The organism is Pantoea sp. OVA07A (assembly GCF_019969975.1).
GTDB classification, from domain to species: Bacteria; Pseudomonadota; Gammaproteobacteria; order Enterobacterales; family Enterobacteriaceae; genus Pantoea; species Pantoea agglomerans.
Map to the genome: position 1 here is coordinate 582476 of NZ_JAHXYM010000001.1, position 16317 is coordinate 598792.

General features: G+C 54.6%; 15 protein-coding genes. 8 read left to right on the forward strand and 7 right to left on the reverse strand.

Features of this window, described 5'->3' with window-relative positions; genetic code table 11:
* The first annotated feature begins 297 nt into the window (after positions 1–297).
* Positions 298–1863 carry a transcriptional regulator TyrR gene (gene tyrR, locus LC417_RS02705; protein ID WP_031591537.1) on the forward strand — a complete coding sequence of 522 codons (1566 nt, stop codon included), beginning with the start codon at positions 298–300 and terminating at the stop codon, positions 1861–1863.
* A gap of 50 nt (positions 1864–1913) precedes the next feature.
* On the opposite strand, the gene tpx is transcribed toward tyrR, so the two are convergent.
* A complete protein-coding gene (tpx, locus tag LC417_RS02710; protein WP_010244619.1) occupies positions 1914–2417 on the reverse strand; it encodes a thiol peroxidase in 504 nt (167 codons plus the stop codon).
* Between the two features lie 146 nt (positions 2418–2563).
* Here tpx and ycjG point away from each other — a divergent pair, with 146 nt between their 5' ends.
* On the forward strand, positions 2564–3547 hold the full coding sequence (gene ycjG / locus LC417_RS02715; RefSeq protein WP_010670221.1) for an L-Ala-D/L-Glu epimerase: 984 nt from the start codon (positions 2564–2566) through the stop codon (positions 3545–3547).
* On the opposite strand, the gene mpaA is transcribed toward ycjG, so the two are convergent.
* The gene (mpaA, locus tag LC417_RS02720) at positions 3522–4229 is read right to left on the reverse strand and encodes a murein tripeptide amidase MpaA (RefSeq protein ID WP_010670220.1); all 708 of its coding nucleotides are present in this window, start codon (positions 4227–4229) and stop codon (positions 3522–3524) included. The genes ycjG and mpaA overlap by 26 nt on opposite strands.
* A 152-nt stretch (positions 4230–4381) precedes the next feature.
* Here mpaA and LC417_RS02725 point away from each other — a divergent pair, with 152 nt between their 5' ends.
* Positions 4382–6001 (forward strand): ABC transporter substrate-binding protein, encoded by a 1620-nt coding sequence (locus LC417_RS02725; RefSeq protein ID WP_223565418.1) that lies wholly within the window; start codon positions 4382–4384, stop codon positions 5999–6001.
* Between the two features lie 117 nt (positions 6002–6118).
* Entirely contained in the window at positions 6119–7102 is a 984-nt protein-coding gene (gene zntB / locus LC417_RS02730; RefSeq protein WP_010244630.1) for a zinc transporter ZntB, read from the forward strand.
* Between the two features lie 486 nt (positions 7103–7588).
* Here the strand turns inward: zntB and ttcA are convergent, their stop codons facing one another.
* The 3 genes from ttcA to LC417_RS02745 all read right to left on the reverse strand — a co-directional run bounded on the left by ttcA (position 7589) and on the right by LC417_RS02745 (position 10810).
* Positions 7589–8524 (reverse strand): tRNA 2-thiocytidine(32) synthetase TtcA, encoded by a 936-nt coding sequence (gene ttcA / locus LC417_RS02735; protein ID WP_033767345.1) that lies wholly within the window; start codon positions 8522–8524, stop codon positions 7589–7591.
* Between the two features lie 1155 nt (positions 8525–9679).
* Positions 9680–9940, reverse strand: coding sequence for a hypothetical protein (locus tag LC417_RS02740; RefSeq protein ID WP_050679887.1), 261 nt, complete (start codon positions 9938–9940; stop codon positions 9680–9682).
* Positions 9941–10153: 213 nt separating this feature from the next.
* Positions 10154–10810, reverse strand: coding sequence for an MgtC/SapB family protein (locus LC417_RS02745; RefSeq protein ID WP_050679888.1), 657 nt, complete (start codon positions 10808–10810; stop codon positions 10154–10156).
* A 184-nt stretch (positions 10811–10994) separates the two neighbouring features.
* Here LC417_RS02745 and LC417_RS02750 point away from each other — a divergent pair, with 184 nt between their 5' ends.
* Positions 10995–11270, forward strand: a complete 276-nt coding sequence (locus LC417_RS02750) for a DUF333 domain-containing protein (protein WP_003853763.1) — start codon at positions 10995–10997, stop codon at positions 11268–11270.
* A gap of 31 nt (positions 11271–11301) precedes the next feature.
* Here the strand turns inward: LC417_RS02750 and LC417_RS02755 are convergent, their stop codons facing one another.
* The gene (locus tag LC417_RS02755) at positions 11302–12294 is read right to left on the reverse strand and encodes a 2-hydroxyacid dehydrogenase (protein ID WP_050679889.1); all 993 of its coding nucleotides are present in this window, start codon (positions 12292–12294) and stop codon (positions 11302–11304) included.
* A gap of 146 nt (positions 12295–12440) precedes the next feature.
* Here LC417_RS02755 and LC417_RS02760 point away from each other — a divergent pair, with 146 nt between their 5' ends.
* The 3 genes from LC417_RS02760 to LC417_RS02770 are packed head-to-tail and all read left to right on the forward strand — an operon-like array spanning position 12441 to position 15606.
* Entirely contained in the window at positions 12441–15071 is a 2631-nt protein-coding gene (locus LC417_RS02760; RefSeq protein WP_304622682.1) for a YdbH family protein, read from the forward strand.
* Positions 15068–15256 carry a YnbE family lipoprotein gene (locus LC417_RS02765; RefSeq protein WP_009090058.1) on the forward strand — a complete coding sequence of 63 codons (189 nt, stop codon included), beginning with the start codon at positions 15068–15070 and terminating at the stop codon, positions 15254–15256. Before LC417_RS02760 ends, LC417_RS02765 begins: the two co-directional genes overlap by 4 nt.
* An 11-nt stretch (positions 15257–15267) precedes the next feature.
* Entirely contained in the window at positions 15268–15606 is a 339-nt protein-coding gene (locus LC417_RS02770; protein ID WP_033779117.1) for a YdbL family protein, read from the forward strand.
* A 64-nt stretch (positions 15607–15670) separates the two neighbouring features.
* Here LC417_RS02770 and azoR read toward each other — a convergent pair whose 3' ends face one another.
* Positions 15671–16270, reverse strand: coding sequence for an FMN-dependent NADH-azoreductase (gene azoR, locus LC417_RS02775; protein ID WP_010244651.1), 600 nt, complete (start codon positions 16268–16270; stop codon positions 15671–15673).
* Positions 16271–16317 lie beyond the last annotated feature (47 nt).

Sequence of the window (16317 nt, forward strand, 5' to 3'; positions counted from 1 at the left end):
TTCTTTAGTGTGGCTGGCGCAGCACTTGTCGGGAGTCGATGACCAGACACTCACCCGGACAGCCCGACTCATCAGTGATCACCGGATCCGCTGGCAGCGTGTAGGCCATTCCATTTTTCTCCCTGATAAAATGCGCCATCCCGGCAAATATTTGTGACCACTCATCAGGATTTTCTCCGGCAGTACAAAAGTCCGCCATACGCGCCGGAGCTGTCAACTTTTCCTGACAGATCCCTTTCTGCAGGTGCGCGACTTAGCGTATTATTGTCTTATCTGAACCTGATTAAGGCGAACGCAATGCGTCTGGAAGTGTTCTGTCAGGACCGACTCGGTCTGACGCGTGAACTGCTCGATCTGCTGGTGGCACGCAACATTGATTTACGCGGTATCGAAATCACGGCGCTGGGCCGCATCTACCTGAACTTTTCTGCACTGGAATTTGACGCCTTCAGCAATCTGATGGCGGAAATCCGGCGTACACCGGGCGTAACAGATGTGCGCACGGTAGCGTACATGCCCTCTGAACGCGAGCATCGTGCGCTGAGCGCCCTGTTGGTGGCGATGCCGGATCCGGTTTTCTCCATCGATCTGAAAAGCAAGGTTGAACTGGCTAATCCGGCCGCACAGAACCTGTTTAATCTCGATGAAGAGAAGATGCGCAACTTCAGCGCCGGTAACCTGATTAACGGCTTCAACTTCATGCGCTGGCTGGAGAGCGATCGGGTTGAAGCGCAGGCGCAGCATGTGGTCATTGAGGGCCGCGATTTTCTGATGGAAGCGCGTCCTATTTATCTGCCGGGCGAAGAGGGCCAGAATGACAGGCCGGTGGGGGCGATGGTGATGCTGAAGTCGACAGCCCGCATGGGTCGTCAGTTGCAGAATCTGGTGGTCACCGATGAATCGGAGTTTGACCATATCATTGCTGTCACGCCGAAGATGCGTCAGGTGGTGGATCAGGCGCGTAAACTGGCGATGCTTGATGCACCTTTACTGATTGTTGGCGACACCGGCACCGGGAAAGATATGCTGGCACGTGCCTGCCATCTGCGCAGTGCCCGCGGTAAGAATCCCTTTTTGGCGCTCAACTGTGCCTCACTTCCAGATGACGTCGCTGAAAGCGAGCTGTTTGGTCATGCCGCCGGAGCCTATCCGAATGCGCTGGAAGGCAAGAAAGGCTTTTTTGAGCAGGCTAACGGCGGCTCTGTGCTGCTGGATGAGATTGGTGAGATGTCGCCGAGAATGCAGACCAAGCTGCTGCGTTTTCTCAATGATGGCACCTTCCGCCGCGTCGGTGAAGAGCATGAAGTGCATGTCAATGTGCGGGTAATCTGCGCTACGCAGAAAAACCTGATTGAGCTGGTGCAGCGCGGAGAATTCCGCGAGGATCTCTTTTACCGGCTCAATGTGCTGACGCTGCAACTGCCGCCTCTGCGCGATCGTCCGCAGGATATACTGCCGCTGACCGAGATGTTTGTTGCCCGCTTTGCGGATGAGCAGGGAATGGCGCGTCCGCGACTCTCGCCGCAGCTTAACGCTTTTCTGACTCGCTACGCCTGGCCTGGTAACGTGCGTCAGCTGAAAAATGCGCTTTATCGGGCGTTAACCCAACTGGAAGGTTACGAACTGCGTCCGCAGGATATCGTGTTGCCTGAACAGGCACTGGATGTGTCACTGGGCGATGAGGCGCTGGAAGGGACGCTGGATCAGATCACCAGTCGTTTCGAACGGTCAATTCTGACGCGGCTCTATCTCTCCTATCCCAGCACCCGAAAACTGGCAAAACGGCTTGGTGTGTCGCATACGGCGATTGCGAATAAATTGCGGGAGTATGGTCTGGGGCAGAAGCGCACCGAAAGCGAGTAAACGGCAAACAGAAGATGAGAAGCGGATAACCTGGTTATCCGCTTTTTTTATTACTTCAGCGCGGTCAGCGCAGCGTCATAATCTGGCTCAGTGGTGATTTCATCAACCAGCTGGCTGTAGATCACTTTATCGTTCTCATCCAGCACAATCACGGCACGTGCGGTCAGACCTTCCAGCGCACCATCGGCAATTTCCACGCCATAATCATATTTAAACTCTGAGCCGCGCAGCGTCGACAACGTCACCACGTTGTTCAGGTTTTCTGCGCCACAGAAGCGCGACTGGGCAAACGGCAGATCGGCAGAGATGCATAACACCACGGTGTTATTCAGTTCGCTTGCAGCCTGATTGAACTTGCGCACCGATGAAGCACAGACACCGGTATCTACGCTCGGGAAAATGTTCAGAATTTTGCGTTTTCCTGCATACTCAGAGAGCGCGACGTTAACCAGGTTTTTCGCTACCAGCGTGAAAGCTTTGGCTTTATCGCCAGCCTGAGGAAACTGACCAGCAACCGGTACGGCATTACCCTGAAAATGAACAGTCTGAGACATAGTGATTCCTTTTAATGATAAAAAAGATCTGACACAAAACGGCTAAAGATAGCCGTTGTTTATGACATAAATGTTAAGGGTTTACGAGTTCAATTGTGGAATTTAACGTGGCGGTCTGCCACTGCGTCACACATTGTGGAGTGGAAATGAGAACGGTAAAAAGTTATCCCGAAGCCTGGCCGTTGCACACGCCGTTTGTCATTGCCCGTGGAACCCGGACTGAAGTCAAAGTGGTGGTGGTTGAAATTGAGGAAGACGGAGTAAAAGGCGTTGGCGAAGCGACGCCTTATGCGCGCTATGGTGAAAGCGAGGCGTCGGTGCTGGCGCAAATCGCCGCGCTGCTGCCCGCGCTGCAACAGGGCATGACGCGCGAGGCGTTACAACAGGCGCTGCCCGCCGGGGCGGCGCGCAACGCCATTGACAGCGCACTATGGGATCTCGCCTCACACCAGCAGCAGAGCAGCCTCTGGCAGCTTAGTGGCGTGACTGCACCGGAGGATGTGGTGACCGCGCAGACCGTCAGCATTGATACTCCCGAGGCGATGGCCAGCAGCGCGCTGGCGCTGTGGCAGCATGGGGCAACACTACTGAAGATTAAGCTGGATAATAATTTCATTACCGAACGGCTGATGGCGATTCGCGCCGCCGTGCCGGACGCGACCCTGATTGTGGATGCCAATGAATCCTGGCACGCCGAAGGTCTGGCGGCGCGCTGTCAGCTGCTGGCGGACATCAATGTGGCGATGCTGGAACAGCCCCTGCCAGCGGGTGAGGATGCGGCGCTGGAGAACTTTATCCATCCATTGCCCATCTGCGCCGATGAGAGCTGTCACACCCGCGAAAGTCTGGCGTCGTTGCGAGGCCGTTATGAGATGGTCAATATCAAGCTGGATAAAGCGGGCGGGCTGACCGAGGCGCTGGCGCTGGCCAATGCGGCTCTGCAGCAGGGTTTTGCGGTAATGCTCGGCTGCATGCTCTGCACCTCGCGGGCGATACGCGCCGCACTGCCGCTGGTGCCGCAGACCCGCTTTGCCGATCTCGACGGGCCGACCTGGCTGGCGGTGGATGCAGAACCGGCGATTAAAGTGCGCAACGGTCAGCTGATCATTGCTGCCAGCGCAGCAGATTAACCATCATCTCCAGGTAGGTTTCAGTGGCTTCATCCACTGAAATCACCGGCATTTCAGCGGTCACGCAGGGCAGGCTGAGATCTTTACACCAGCTGCCGAATGAGCCTGGTGTGTCATAACCAACACTGCTGACCCGCGGAAGGCCGGTGTGGCTGGCCAGCCAACCACCAATCTCTGCCTGATGCGGGTCGTCAATACAGCCCAGCGGTTCATGCCATGAGACGATCCAGCGTGGTTTCAGCTGATGAATCAGCGCGCAGAGCGCCTGGGTTTCCGGTTCAGAAGCCGGATGAGCCCCGGTCGAGAGCGCCACATCACGCTCATCGGCAGCGCTGTTCCAGCGATACACCGTCTCGCCTGACTGCCAGTTCGCCGCCGGAAAGTTGCGGTTGAGATCGACGCCGTTAGCGTTCGCGCGCAGTCCGAGCTGACAGCCATCAGGATTGACCGCCAACACCACGTGGTGCCGACGCATTCCATCAGGCAGCGTCCGTAATGCGGCGGAGAGGGTGGCGATGGCCGCATTCTCATCACCGTGAGTGCCCGCCAGAATCAACCCGCTCTCGGGATCGCCCAGCGGCGCCGGAAACCAGAGCAGCGGCGCGCCCAGCACTGAGCGGCCATACTGCTGATAGGGGACGTCCAGTTTGCCGCGCAGGGGACGTGGATGGAGTGGCGACATAGTTATTTCCTCAAAGGGTTTTACTAAAAGTAGCGGAAAAGCCGTGCGCGGAAAATAGCTATTTATCTGTCAGCCATTTGCGCTAAAGTGCCCTGCACAAGTTGCATCGGCAACAGACTGATGCAGCGCTTCTTTGGGGTAAAGGAGTGATAATGGTCAAGACCTTTCGCATGACGCTGGCAGCAATCAGCCTGAGCAGCATCATCACACCCGCCATCGCGGCGAATCCACCCGCTGGCGCACAGCTGGCTGAACAGCAGCAGATCGTTCGCCATATTAAAGATGAACCCGCTTCGCTCGATCCGCTTAAAGCGGTAGGACTGCCTGAAATTCAGGTGATACGCGATCTGTTTGAAGGGCTGACCAATCAGGATGCGCAGGGCAAAATCGTGCCGGGCGTGGCGCAGAGCTGGAGCAGCAGTGATAACAAAACCTGGGTCTTTACGCTGCGTAATAACGCGCGCTGGTCGAACGGTGATCCGGTTACGGCTCAGGATTTTGTCTACAGCTGGCAGCGCCTGGTCGATCCGAAAAACAGTTCAGCCTTTGCCTGGTTCGCGGGCTTAAGCGGTATTCAAAATGCGGCAGCGATAACCAAAGGCGAAATGACGCCCGACAAGCTGGGTGTGGTCGCACAGAGTAAAAACCAGCTGAAGGTGACGCTGGATCGTCCGGTGCCGTGGTTCCCGGCGCTGGTGGCTAACGTGGCGCTTTTCCCGGTGCCGCAGAAAATTATTGCGCAACAGGGTGACAGCTGGACGTCACCCGGCAAACTGGTGGGCAACGGGGCCTATCAGCTTAGCGAACGCGTAGTGAACGAAAAAATCGTACTGACACGTAATCCTCACTACTGGGATGATGCCCATTCGGTGCTGACGAAAGTGACTTTCGTGCCGATTAATGAAGAGTCGAGCGCCACTAAACGTTATCGATCCAACGATATTGATATCACCGAATCCTTCCCGAAAAACATGTATGCACTACTGAAGAAAACCCTGCCCGGAGAGGTCTACACACCTGACCAGTTAGGCACCTATTACTACGCGTTTAACACGCAGAAAGGGCCGACGGCCGATGTGCGGGTTCGCAAAGCGCTCTCCTGGTCTATCGACCGGAAAGTGATTGCTGAAAAAGTGCTGGGCACCGGTGAGAAACCGGCGTGGCACTTTACGCCAGATGTGACAGCAGGCTTTAAGCCATTGCCCACATTCATGCAACAGCACGATCAGAACAGCCTGAATGCACAGGCTAAATCGCTGCTCGCTGCTGCCGGTTACGGTCCCGGCAAGCCGCTGAAACTCAAACTGCTCTACAACACCTCTGAGAGCCACCAAAAGATTGCGATTGCTGTGGCCTCGATGTGGAAAAAGAACCTGGGTGTGGATGTCACGCTGGAGAACCAGGAGTGGAAAACCTATATCGACAGCCGTAACAGCGGAAACTTCGATGTGATCCGCGCCTCGTGGGTCGGTGACTACAATGAACCCTCCACTTTCCTGAATCTGCTGACGTCGGGCAACAGCAGCAACATCGCGCGCTTTAGCAACGCGGATTATGATGCGGTTATCGCCAAAGCCAGCCGGGAGACCAGCGATCAGGTACGTAACAGCGACTACAACCGTGCCGAGCAGATCCTGGCTGAGCAGGCTCCGATCGCCCCCATCTATCAGTACACCAATGGCCGCCTGATTAAATCCTGGGTCAAAGGCTATCCCATCACTAACCCTGAAGATGTCGCCTACAGTCGTGAACTGTGGATTGAAAAGCACTGAGTGCAGGTGGCCGGTCAACCGGCCACCCTCTGACATCTTTCTACACAGCCCGGAGATTGCAACTCAACACCGTCACGCTAGACTGTATCGTATTGATTTTAGTAGTGAGGCGACGGTGTGGACGTAATTGAAGGAAAAGCATTACAGGTTTCAGATGCCATAATTTCCTGCCAGCTGGATGGCAAGGGCGGGATGATCCCGATTGCTGAAGATGAAGTCATCCAGTGTGAGCAGCCCTGCTGGCTCCATCTGAACTATACCCACCGTAAGAGCGCGGAATGGCTGCAGTCGACGACACAAATCCCTGATGCCGTGCGTGACGCCTTAGCGGGCGACAGTATGCGTCCACGCGTCAGCCGGCTGGGCGACGGCTTTATGATCGTGCTGCGCAGCGTCAACCACAACAGCGATGCGCGTCGCGACCAGCTGGTGGTGATGCGGGTATTTATCAACGATAAGCTCATCGTCTCGACCCGGCGGCGTAAAGTTTCTGCCGTCGATGAAGTCCTCACGGATTTGCAGAATGGTAACGGCCCGATTGACTGCGGTAGCTGGCTGGTCGATATCTGTGATGCCCTGACCGATCACACCAGCGAGTTTATCGAAGATTTACATGACAAAATCATTGAGCTGGAAGATGCGCTGCTTGACCAGCGGATGCCGGCACGAGGCGAACTCGGCCTGCTGCGCAAACAGCTGATTGTGATGCGGCGGTATATGGCGCCGCAGCGTGATGTCTATGCGCGGCTGGCCAGTGAAAAACTGGCCTGGATGGATGACACCGAACGCCGCCGGATGCAGGAAATCGCCGATCGGCTGGGACGCGGGCTGGATGATCTGGATGCGGGGGTGGCGCGTACCGCGATTCTGGCTGATGAGGTTGCTTCTGCGATGGCGGAGTCGATGAACCGACGTACCTATACCATGTCACTGATGGCGATGATTTTTCTGCCAGCCACCTTCCTGACCGGCCTGTTTGGCGTCAACCTGGGCGGTATTCCAGGCGGCGAATGGCGATACGGTTTCTCTATCTTCTGTCTGCTGCTGGTGGCACTGGCCGTGGGGGTAGCGGGGTACCTGCGCAAGCGGCGCTGGCTCTAGCGTTATGCGTAGCGTATCGGTTATCTGCGCTGAAAATCCAGTTAAGGACGCAAAAGCTGATCGACATCAAGAACCCATTGTCGCTGCTGACGCAAACTCTCTCCCGCAGGTGAATGCAACGTCAAGCGATGGGCGTTGCGCTCCATATTGTCTTACTTCCTAATTTAGAATTAATGCATAGCACATTTAATTCGAAACATGCCGGCCCGTGTGCCGGCTTTTTTTTTGCCCGCCTGGCTGTAACGCCGTTCCTTACCTAAGCTTAAAGTCCATTCGCAACAAAAGGAGTACGGCATGAGCGCGATTCTTAACAGCGAGCCGATCCCCACGGATCCGATCCCGATTCCTGAGCCTATTCCTCAGCCACAACCCCAGCCTGATCCGCCGACAGATCCGGAATTTCCGCCGATAATGGATCCACCACCGCATCGCAACATATAAAAAAAGGGCGTGCTGCCAGCAGCACGCCCTTAACCTTTCCAGCACTTATTTAATCTGAATCACATCCAGACGCGCGCTGGTATCCGGGGCATCCTCTTCATCAGCCCGCCAGCCAATTGGCTGCAGCGGCAGAGATTCCCGGTCAAAGGCGAGATCCCCGCCGTCAACCACCGCATCGCCATGCTTAATGCCTTTAAAATCGAACAGGTTGATATCCGCCATATGTGACGGCACCACATTCTGCATCGCGCTGAACATGGTTTCGATACGGCCAGGATAGCGCTTATCCCAGTCTCGCAGCATATCGGCCACCACCTGACGCTGCAGGTTCGGCTGAGAACCGCAGAGGTTACACGGAATAATCGGGAACTGACGCGCTTCTGAGAAGCGGATGATATCTTTCTCGCGGCAGTAAGCCAGCGGACGGATCACAATCTGCTTGCCATCGTCGCTCATCAGCTTTGGCGGCATGCCTTTCATTTTTCCGCCGTAAAACATGTTCAGGAACAGCGTCTGCAGAATGTCATCGCGATGGTGGCCCAGCGCAATTTTAGTACAGCCCAGCTCAGTTGCGACGCGATAGAGAATGCCACGGCGCAGGCGCGAGCAGAGTGAGCAGGTGGTTTTGCCTTCCGGGATCTTATCTTTGACGATGGAGTAGGTATCTTCTTCGATAATCCGATACTCAACGCCCTGCGACTCAAGATATTCCGGCAGGATATGCTCAGGGAAGCCCGGCTGTTTCTGGTCGAGGTTAACGGCAATCAGGCTGAAGTTGACCGGCGCACTTTTTTGCAGACTGCGCAAAATTTCCAGCATGGTGTAGCTGTCTTTGCCGCCCGACAGGCAGACCATGATGCGGTCGCCTTCTTCAATCATATTAAAATCTGCAATGGCTTCGCCGACGTTACGACGCAGACGTTTTTGCAGTTTATTGAGGTTGTACTGTTCTTTCTTGTCAACCGTTTGATTATCTTGCATTTTTACCTATCTCAAAATCCAGAAAGCGTAGCTAAAGGGCAAATTGCCGTGCGCGTTCAGCCAGACACTTCACTGCGGTGTCACGAATATGCAGCGTATGGTACGGATTGTTGCCGCGAATGCCAGTACTGGAGTGAAGTAATCAGCGGATAGCCGCCCGGGAAATCCGGCAGAGACTACCCGTTAAGGGGGCAGCGATATAAATCGATGCGGCGGTACTCAGTGAAAAATGAGGGCGGGCCTTACCAGGTCATTACCCAAAAATTGCGGGCTGATGTGTCACGGATAGCGTTCAACTATGCGATGTCAGCTGGCTGGCACATCTTTCCACTGGCAATCGATTTCATCATTGTGCGCAGAACAGGATGGCAGTGATGCCTGGTAAGCATCAGCCCGCGCATTCTCTTTTTTTGCCGCACAACCCGCAGTCATAAAAATGATTGTGATAATTAACAGATATTTCATCAGAGCGACCAGTTAACAAAAAAAAGAGCATGCACCGCTATTAATCAATCATGCATAAACGGAGTCCTGTTTATGCTTATCTGATTTTAAATTTCCCTTCGAATTGTTGCTATAAATTCGCAGGGAGTTAAATATCCTGATGCACTGTTAATTTCATTAACGCCTGAATCTGAAAAACGCTGCTGTTGAATATGCGTTGACACTGCCGGGTTATAATTGGGAATGCGTAAGATGCACAGGCATCACTGTTTTTTTGTATCCCATTAAATCTGAATCGATTCTACTGGCAGATATCACCACGTCCAAAACTGTTGCTTTTCAAAGCAGAAGGGTGAAATTAAAGCCATTAAAATGAATATGAAAGTTAAAAAGGGCGGCTTTAATTTTTACACTCATAACTGTTTTTCCTGAGAGACCAGCTGTGACTTCATCGTTCCGCACATCGTGGTAATGCGGGCAGCGTAACAAATCGTTAAATTGCTGGCTATATAGGTGAATAAGGACGGAGCAAACTTTAAATTCGATGAAACATCCGGTAAACACTCACGATATAAAAAATTATGGTGTCCGATTTATATTGACGCTGATACTCTTTTTACTCTGCTATGTTGCAGTCATGTATTGCGGCGTTTTGTTGCTGGTAAACCGACACGGATTACTGCATTTCCTGCTGCACTGAATTCATTATTACTAACCACAGGCTTTAAAAATCCAGCGATAAGCATGATGTAAAAAATGTCTGAGCACTTCCAGCAAACTTTCAGCGCCTTCCCCCACCAGACACTGTCCGGTCTCAAGCGCATTATTTATGGAATTACGATGATCCAGGATCATCATGATGGCCACTGCGCCTGCTATCAGCGTAAAGATGAGCATGCTCAGTGCTGGCCAGCTACTTTTACGTACAGAAGCGGACAGGGTTTCGTCACGATGGTCAGAGTTCTGGCGCATTTTTCCCCGGATAAATGGTTACCTTAATAAACAATCACGGATTATGACATTAATTCCCGGCGGGCTCTATATCTCAGGTCAGGCTGCATGATGATGATAATAGATGAATCTGATGGAGAGGGCAGAAGGCAGTGCGCACCGATAACTCCCTTCTGCAACGTCCTAGCGCTGACCGGCCTGTGTTCAGCAGGAATGATCTTTATGGAAAGGAATTTATATCATCTCCAGCGACTGAACTCCTTTGATCTCCATGACCTTATCGTAGAGGTGAGCATCGTTTGATTTGCGGGACAGCGTTACCTGAACGCTGAGCTCACACAGACCACTCTCCTCATCCCGATTAATCACCGTCACATTGCCATAGCGAATGCCTTCCCGCTGCATGACCAGCAGCACCAGCGGCACACTTTTGGGCTTAAGAAAAACCAGCAGCGTATGATGTTTACCGATGAGAAAATGGCTCAGGCGGCGGAAGACTTCCAGCACCACCAGCGCCAGCACTGTGCCATAAATGCCTATCTCATACATGCCGCTACCAATCACCAGACCAATCGCCGCAGTCACCCATAATCCCGCCGCCGTGGTTAAGCCTTTCACCACCTGCTTCTGAATCATAATGGTGCCTGCGCCAAGGAAACCCATGCCGCTGACTACCTGGGCAGCAATACGGCTGGGATCCAGTGCCACATGGTCACTATTGAGCATATCGGCGAAGCCATATTTCGATACCAGCATAAACATCGCACTGCCGATACCGACCAGAATATGGGTACGCAGTCCCGCTTCTTTGGCCCGCATCTGGCGCTCCATGCCGATCAGGCCGCCGAGAATACCGGCCAGCGCTATGCGAATTAACATATCCATTAACATGGCTTTACTCCGAATTAATAAGGGCCGAAAAAGGGTGACAGTTCAGCGATAACAGGTAAACAAGATAATTCTGCTTGCAAATGACGCCGGAGAATTTTGTAAAAAGCTGTTTCACCTCTCGACCCGTTGTGCTGCCTGACATATGCTGAGCCAGCCTTTTCCCCCACTTCCCGGAGTCCGACTGATGAAAGCAGCCACTTTTTTGCTGGCCGGTGCCGCATTATTACTCTCTGCCTGCAGCAGCAACAGTGATGATAACGAGCCACCGCAACAAGCCACCGCCGCCCACATCCAGCCACGGGTGGTGATGTCTTCCCTGGCAGAAAGCACCTGTTCAAATGCGGGTGGAACGCTGGCATTTTCGCATCAGCTGGATGGCTCAAGAGTGGGGATGTGTCAGTTAGTCAATGGACGTCGCTGTGATGAGCAGGCGTTAATTGGCGGGAATTGCGCGCGCTGATGATCAGGCCGGATCGCTCCGGCCCGCACAGTCAGGCAGAGAGTCGGTTCGGGCAGTTTTCACCCCGGTCGAGCTGGCTGAGATTATTCAGTGTCGTTTCAGAAATGGCGGTCAGCGCTTCGGCGGTTAAAAACGCCTGATGGCCGGTGAACAACACGTTATGGCACGCCGACAGACGGCGGAACACATCGTCCTGAATCACATCATTCGACTTATCTTCAAAGAACAGATCACGTTCATTCTCATAAACATCCATGCCGAGCGCGCCGATTTTCTGCTGTTTCAGCGCGTCAATCGCCGCCTGTGAATCAATCAGACCACCCCGACTGGTGTTGATAACCATCACCCCATCACGCATCTGTTTAAACGCGTCGGCGTTGAGCAGATGATGATTTTCCGGCGTCAGCGGACAGTGCAGGGTAATGACGTGGGATTCAGCAAACAGCGTCTTCAGATCGACATATTCCGCGCCCAGTTCCAGCGCCTGCTCACTCGGGTAGGGATCATACGCCAGCAGCCGCATACCAAAACCTTTCAGAATCCGCATCGTCGCGATCCCGATTTTACCGGTACCGATAATACCCGCGGTTTTGTTATGCATGTTGAAACCGGTCAGGCCGTCGAGCGAAAAGTTTGCGTCACGGGTACGCTGATAAGCGCGATGAATACGGCGATTCAGGGTCATCATCAGGCCGATAGTATGTTCAGCGACCGCTTCCGGTGAGTAGGCCGGCACGCGCACCACTTCCAGACCCAGCTCTTTTGCAGCAGCCAGATCAACATTATTGAAACCGGCACAGCGCAGCGCGATGTATTTCACACCCAGCCCGGCCAGCTCTTCCAGCACCGGGCGACTGCCGTCATCGTTTACAAAGATACAGACAGCATCGCAACCCACAGCGGTTTTGGCGGTGCTTTCAGAGAGTAAAAAGTCAAAAAACACCAGTTCAAAGCCGAACTGCTGATTGACCTGCTCAAGGTATTTCTGATCGTAATGTTTGGTGCTGTAAACCGCGATTTTCATCGTTGTGCTCCTGCAGAGGTGATAGAGCAAGGATAACGTTTTCTGACTGACTTTGCTGAAACAGCTGACTTGTGTCCGGCGCAGACCTTCACCTCTGGCAGATTACATGCCATCATCGTTGTCAGGATACTGTAAGGAAAAGGATTATGGCTTTTATGCCACGGATGTTCCGGCGACGGCTGGCCGTCATTCTGGCGCTGATTCTGCTGCTGCTCGGCCTGATCTTGACTGTCACGCAATGGCTGCCGCGGCTGGTCGGCATCTGGCTACCTGAAGATACCCGCATTGAGCTGTCGGGCGCACCGCGCTGGCGGGAGGGTGGCCTGTGGTTGCCACAACTTCGTTATCTCGCAGGGGATTGCTCCCTGGCAACGGTAAAGGCGGTGTCACTGGGCTGGCATCAGTCGCGCTGGAAACTGAATGCGTCAGAGCTGACGCTGGATAGCACCTGCCTGCAAAAATTACCTGCCAGTGATGGCAGCACGGCAGCCCCCAAAACGCTGGCCGAATGGCAGGCAATGCTGCCTGGCGCCGACGTTCATCTGGGCAAATTAATCGTTACGCCGTGGCAGACGTATGCGGGCGCGCTGGATCTGACGCTGGAAAAAGATCGTCAGCAACTCAGTTATCAGGGCGATAATCTGCAGCTGGCGGCAACGCTGACCGGTCAGCAGCTCGCTATCAGTCGCCTGACGCTTACCCATCCTGCACTTCCTGAACCCGTCACGCTGAGTGGTCATCTGGCGTTACCCACCTTTGCCACTGATCTGCCGGTGAACGGCGAGGTGACCGGACAGCTGGCGCTGGACGCGCTGCCGCATCCCCTGAAGCTGACGCTTAACTGGCAGCAGCAGCAGGGCGAGCTACGCGTGGCAATGGCCAAAGTGACCCGGCCGCTTCTCAGACTGCCGTGGCAGATCAGCCGCGATCAGATTCGGATTGAAAAGGGCGAATACTTCTGGCCGCTGGAGGCTCAGCCGCTATCAGGGTTTGTTAACCTGACGCTGGATAACTGGCAGTCTGGCCTTGAAAGTAGCCAGATTAGCGGTCGCGTTAACCTGCTGACCCAGGGACGCGGCGGCAAGGGCAACGTGGTGCTCGGCGTCGGGCCCGGCAATCTCAGCCTGACCAACAGCAACCTGCCGTTTCAGCTAACCGGCGAAAGCAAGCTGGCCGACCTGCAACTTTACGGCTCCATTCCGGGCGTGCTCAGCGGCTCGATCCTCGATCCTCAACTGGTGCTGCAACCTAAATCGCTGCTGCGCCTGCGGGGCCGGTTGCTGTCAACGCTGGAAGTGGACGAAGCGCGCTGGCCGCTGGCGGGCGTACGACTCTCCTCGCAGGGTATTGATGGCCGCCTGCAGGCCATTCTCAATGCGCACGATGCCAGTTTTGGCCGCTTCCGGTTGCATCTTGATGGCCGCGCCGATGATTTCTGGCCCGATAAGGGCGAATGGAACTGGCGCTACTGGGGAGGTGGCGAGATGCTGCCGCTGCAGGCGCGCTGGGATGTTAAAGGCACGGGCGGCTGGCACGACACCCTGATCCATCTGGATACCTTGTCCACCGGTTTTAATCAGCTGGCGTATGGCAGTGTCAACGTTGCAAAACCGCGTCTGACACTGACTAAACCGGTAAACTGGCAGCGTGATGCGGCGCATCCGGCGTTCAATGGGCATTTCCGCCTGCAGGCAGGAGAGACCCGCTTCAGCTATGGCGGACATCTGGCAGACTCCACGCTCGACTTTGAGGCTAAAGGTCGTGATCCCGGCTATTTTATCTGGCGAGGCAGTTTACAGGCGGGCAAGGTTGGCCCGCTGCGGGTTAACGGCCGCTGGGATGGCGAACGGCTGCGCGGCCAGGCCTGGTGGCCGGCACAGTCGCTGACGGTGTTTCAGCCGTTGCTCAGCCCCGACATGAAAATGCAGATCCAGGGCGGCAGTTTGCAGGCACAGGTCGCTTTTTCCGCCGCAAGTGAGCAGGGTTTCCAGGCGGGAGGCCACTGGACGGTAAAACAGGGCAGCATCTGGACGCCTGACAGCCAGGTTAACGGTATCGATTTCTCGTTGCCGTTCAGATTCCATGAGCAGCAATGGCAGTTTGGTCAGCATGGCCCGGTATCACTGCGCATTGCCGAGGTTAAGAACCAGTTTGCGATGCAGAATATTCGCGCTGACCTGCAGGGTAACTGGCCGTGGTCCGAACAGGCGCCGCTGACGTTGCAGGATGTCAGCCTTGATCTGCTGGGCGGACAAATTACGCTGCCCGCTTTGCGCATGCCGCAGCATGAGCCAGCCCGGGTGTCGCTGCGCAATATCAGCCTCAGCGAGCTGGTGACGGCGCTGAAACCTAAACAGTTTGCCATGTCGGGCAAGGTCAACGGTGAACTGCCGCTGTGGCTCAATAATCCACACTGGCTGGTGGAGAAAGGGTGGATTGCCAACAGCAGTCCGCTGACCTTCCGGCTGGATAAAGATATGGCGGATGCGATTACCCGCAATAACGTGGCGACGGGCGCCGCGCTGGACTGGTTACGCTATATGGAAGTCTCCCGCAGCTGGGCCACGATCAATCTGGATAATCTTGGCGACCTCACCATGGAGGCGCAGGTGCAGGGCGTCAGCCAGTTCAGTAACCGTCGTCAGACGGTTAATCTCAACTATCATCATCAGGAAAACCTGTTTCAGCTCTGGCGCAGCCTGCGCTTTGGCGATAATTTGCAATCCTGGTTAGAGCAACATGCGAATTTGCCATCCAACAAGGACACTTCACCATGAGCCTGAGGGCACTACTGGTTCTGGCGGCCGGACTGCTGAGCATCGGCTGCGTGCCGCGCATTGAAGTCACGGCACCTAAAGATCCCATCACCATCAACATGAACGTGAAAATCGAACATGAGATCCACATCAAAGTCGATAAAGACGTGGAAGCGCTATTGAAAAACCAGAGCGGTCTGTTCTGAGGAGAGCAACGATGAAACGCATAAGCGCGGTGCTGTTCCTCGCCCTGACGATGGCGCAGCCTGCCTGGGCACTGACGCTGGATCAGGCGCGTCAATCGGGGCGGGCAGGTGAAACGCTCTCCGGCTATCTGGCGGCACGTGCGCAGGATAGTGAAACGCTGGCACTGGTGCAGCGTATTAATGCCGGACGTCAGCAGGAGTATCAGCGACTGGCAGAACAGAATAATCTCTCCACGGCCGATGTCGCCAGTATTGCCGGACAGAAGCTGGTGAGCCGTGCGGCAGCGGGGGAATATGTGCGCGGCATTAACGGTCAGTGGCTGAGAAAAGCGGCAGAAAGCAGTCAGTAACCGGCGAAAAAAAACCGGGCGCATGGCCCGGTCTTTTAAAGCGTCATCCTGAGATGAGTGAGACTTATGCCGTCACGATCTGCTTGATAGCGTCTTTCGCTTCAGCGGTCGCTTTGCTGGCCACTTCCGGACCGTAAGCGATGCCTTCAGCAAACACGAACTCAACGTCAGTGATGCCGATGAAGCCCAGGAACAGCTTGACGTAAGGGGTCAGCAGGTCAGTAGGGGTATCTTTATGAATGCCGCCACGGCTGGAGATAACGACTGCCGTTTTGCCTTTAACCAGACCTTCCGGGCCTGCTTCGGTGTAGCGGAACGTCACGCCAGCACGGGCAATCAGGTCGAAATAGTTTTTCAGTTGCGTCGGGATGTTGAAGTTGTACATTGGCGCGGCAATCACCACTTCATCATGAGCCTGCAGTTCTGCAATCAGTTCATCAGACAGGTCCAGAGCCTCCTGCTGACGAGGTGACAGCGGGGTATCAGAGGGACGCATTGCACCCACTAACTCGCCATCCAGTACCGGGATCGGGTTAGCCGCCAGGTCACGTACGGTAACCTCTTTACCCTGGGCCTTTGCCTGTTCGATGTAGAAGTCAGCGAGCTGGCTTGATTGTGAGTAGCCTGCAAGAATGCTTGATTTCAGAACTAAAACTTTGCTCATGGTGGTTTCCTGTCTGTTACGCGGAAGACTTTCCGCTCAATGGTTTA

Coding starts and splice junctions, on each gene's coding strand:
- LC417_RS02755 (WP_050679889.1), bottom strand. CDS start 12,294: ATGAAAATCGCGGTTTACAGCACCAAACATTACGATCAGAAATACCTT.
- tyrR (WP_031591537.1), top strand. CDS start 298: ATGCGTCTGGAAGTGTTCTGTCAGGACCGACTCGGTCTGACGCGTGAA.
- LC417_RS02750 (WP_003853763.1), top strand. CDS start 10,995: ATGAAAGCAGCCACTTTTTTGCTGGCCGGTGCCGCATTATTACTCTCT.
- azoR (WP_010244651.1), bottom strand. CDS start 16,270: ATGAGCAAAGTTTTAGTTCTGAAATCAAGCATTCTTGCAGGCTACTCA.
- LC417_RS02745 (WP_050679888.1), bottom strand. CDS start 10,810: ATGTTAATGGATATGTTAATTCGCATAGCGCTGGCCGGTATTCTCGGC.
- ycjG (WP_010670221.1), top strand. CDS start 2,564: ATGAGAACGGTAAAAAGTTATCCCGAAGCCTGGCCGTTGCACACGCCG.
- ttcA (WP_033767345.1), bottom strand. CDS start 8,524: ATGCAAGATAATCAAACGGTTGACAAGAAAGAACAGTACAACCTCAAT.
- LC417_RS02770 (WP_033779117.1), top strand. CDS start 15,268: ATGAAACGCATAAGCGCGGTGCTGTTCCTCGCCCTGACGATGGCGCAG.
- tpx (WP_010244619.1), bottom strand. CDS start 2,417: ATGTCTCAGACTGTTCATTTTCAGGGTAATGCCGTACCGGTTGCTGGT.
- mpaA (WP_010670220.1), bottom strand. CDS start 4,229: ATGTCGCCACTCCATCCACGTCCCCTGCGCGGCAAACTGGACGTCCCC.
- LC417_RS02765 (WP_009090058.1), top strand. CDS start 15,068: ATGAGCCTGAGGGCACTACTGGTTCTGGCGGCCGGACTGCTGAGCATC.
- LC417_RS02725 (WP_223565418.1), top strand. CDS start 4,382: ATGGTCAAGACCTTTCGCATGACGCTGGCAGCAATCAGCCTGAGCAGC.
- LC417_RS02760 (WP_304622682.1), top strand. CDS start 12,441: ATGGCTTTTATGCCACGGATGTTCCGGCGACGGCTGGCCGTCATTCTG.
- LC417_RS02740 (WP_050679887.1), bottom strand. CDS start 9,940: ATGCGCCAGAACTCTGACCATCGTGACGAAACCCTGTCCGCTTCTGTA.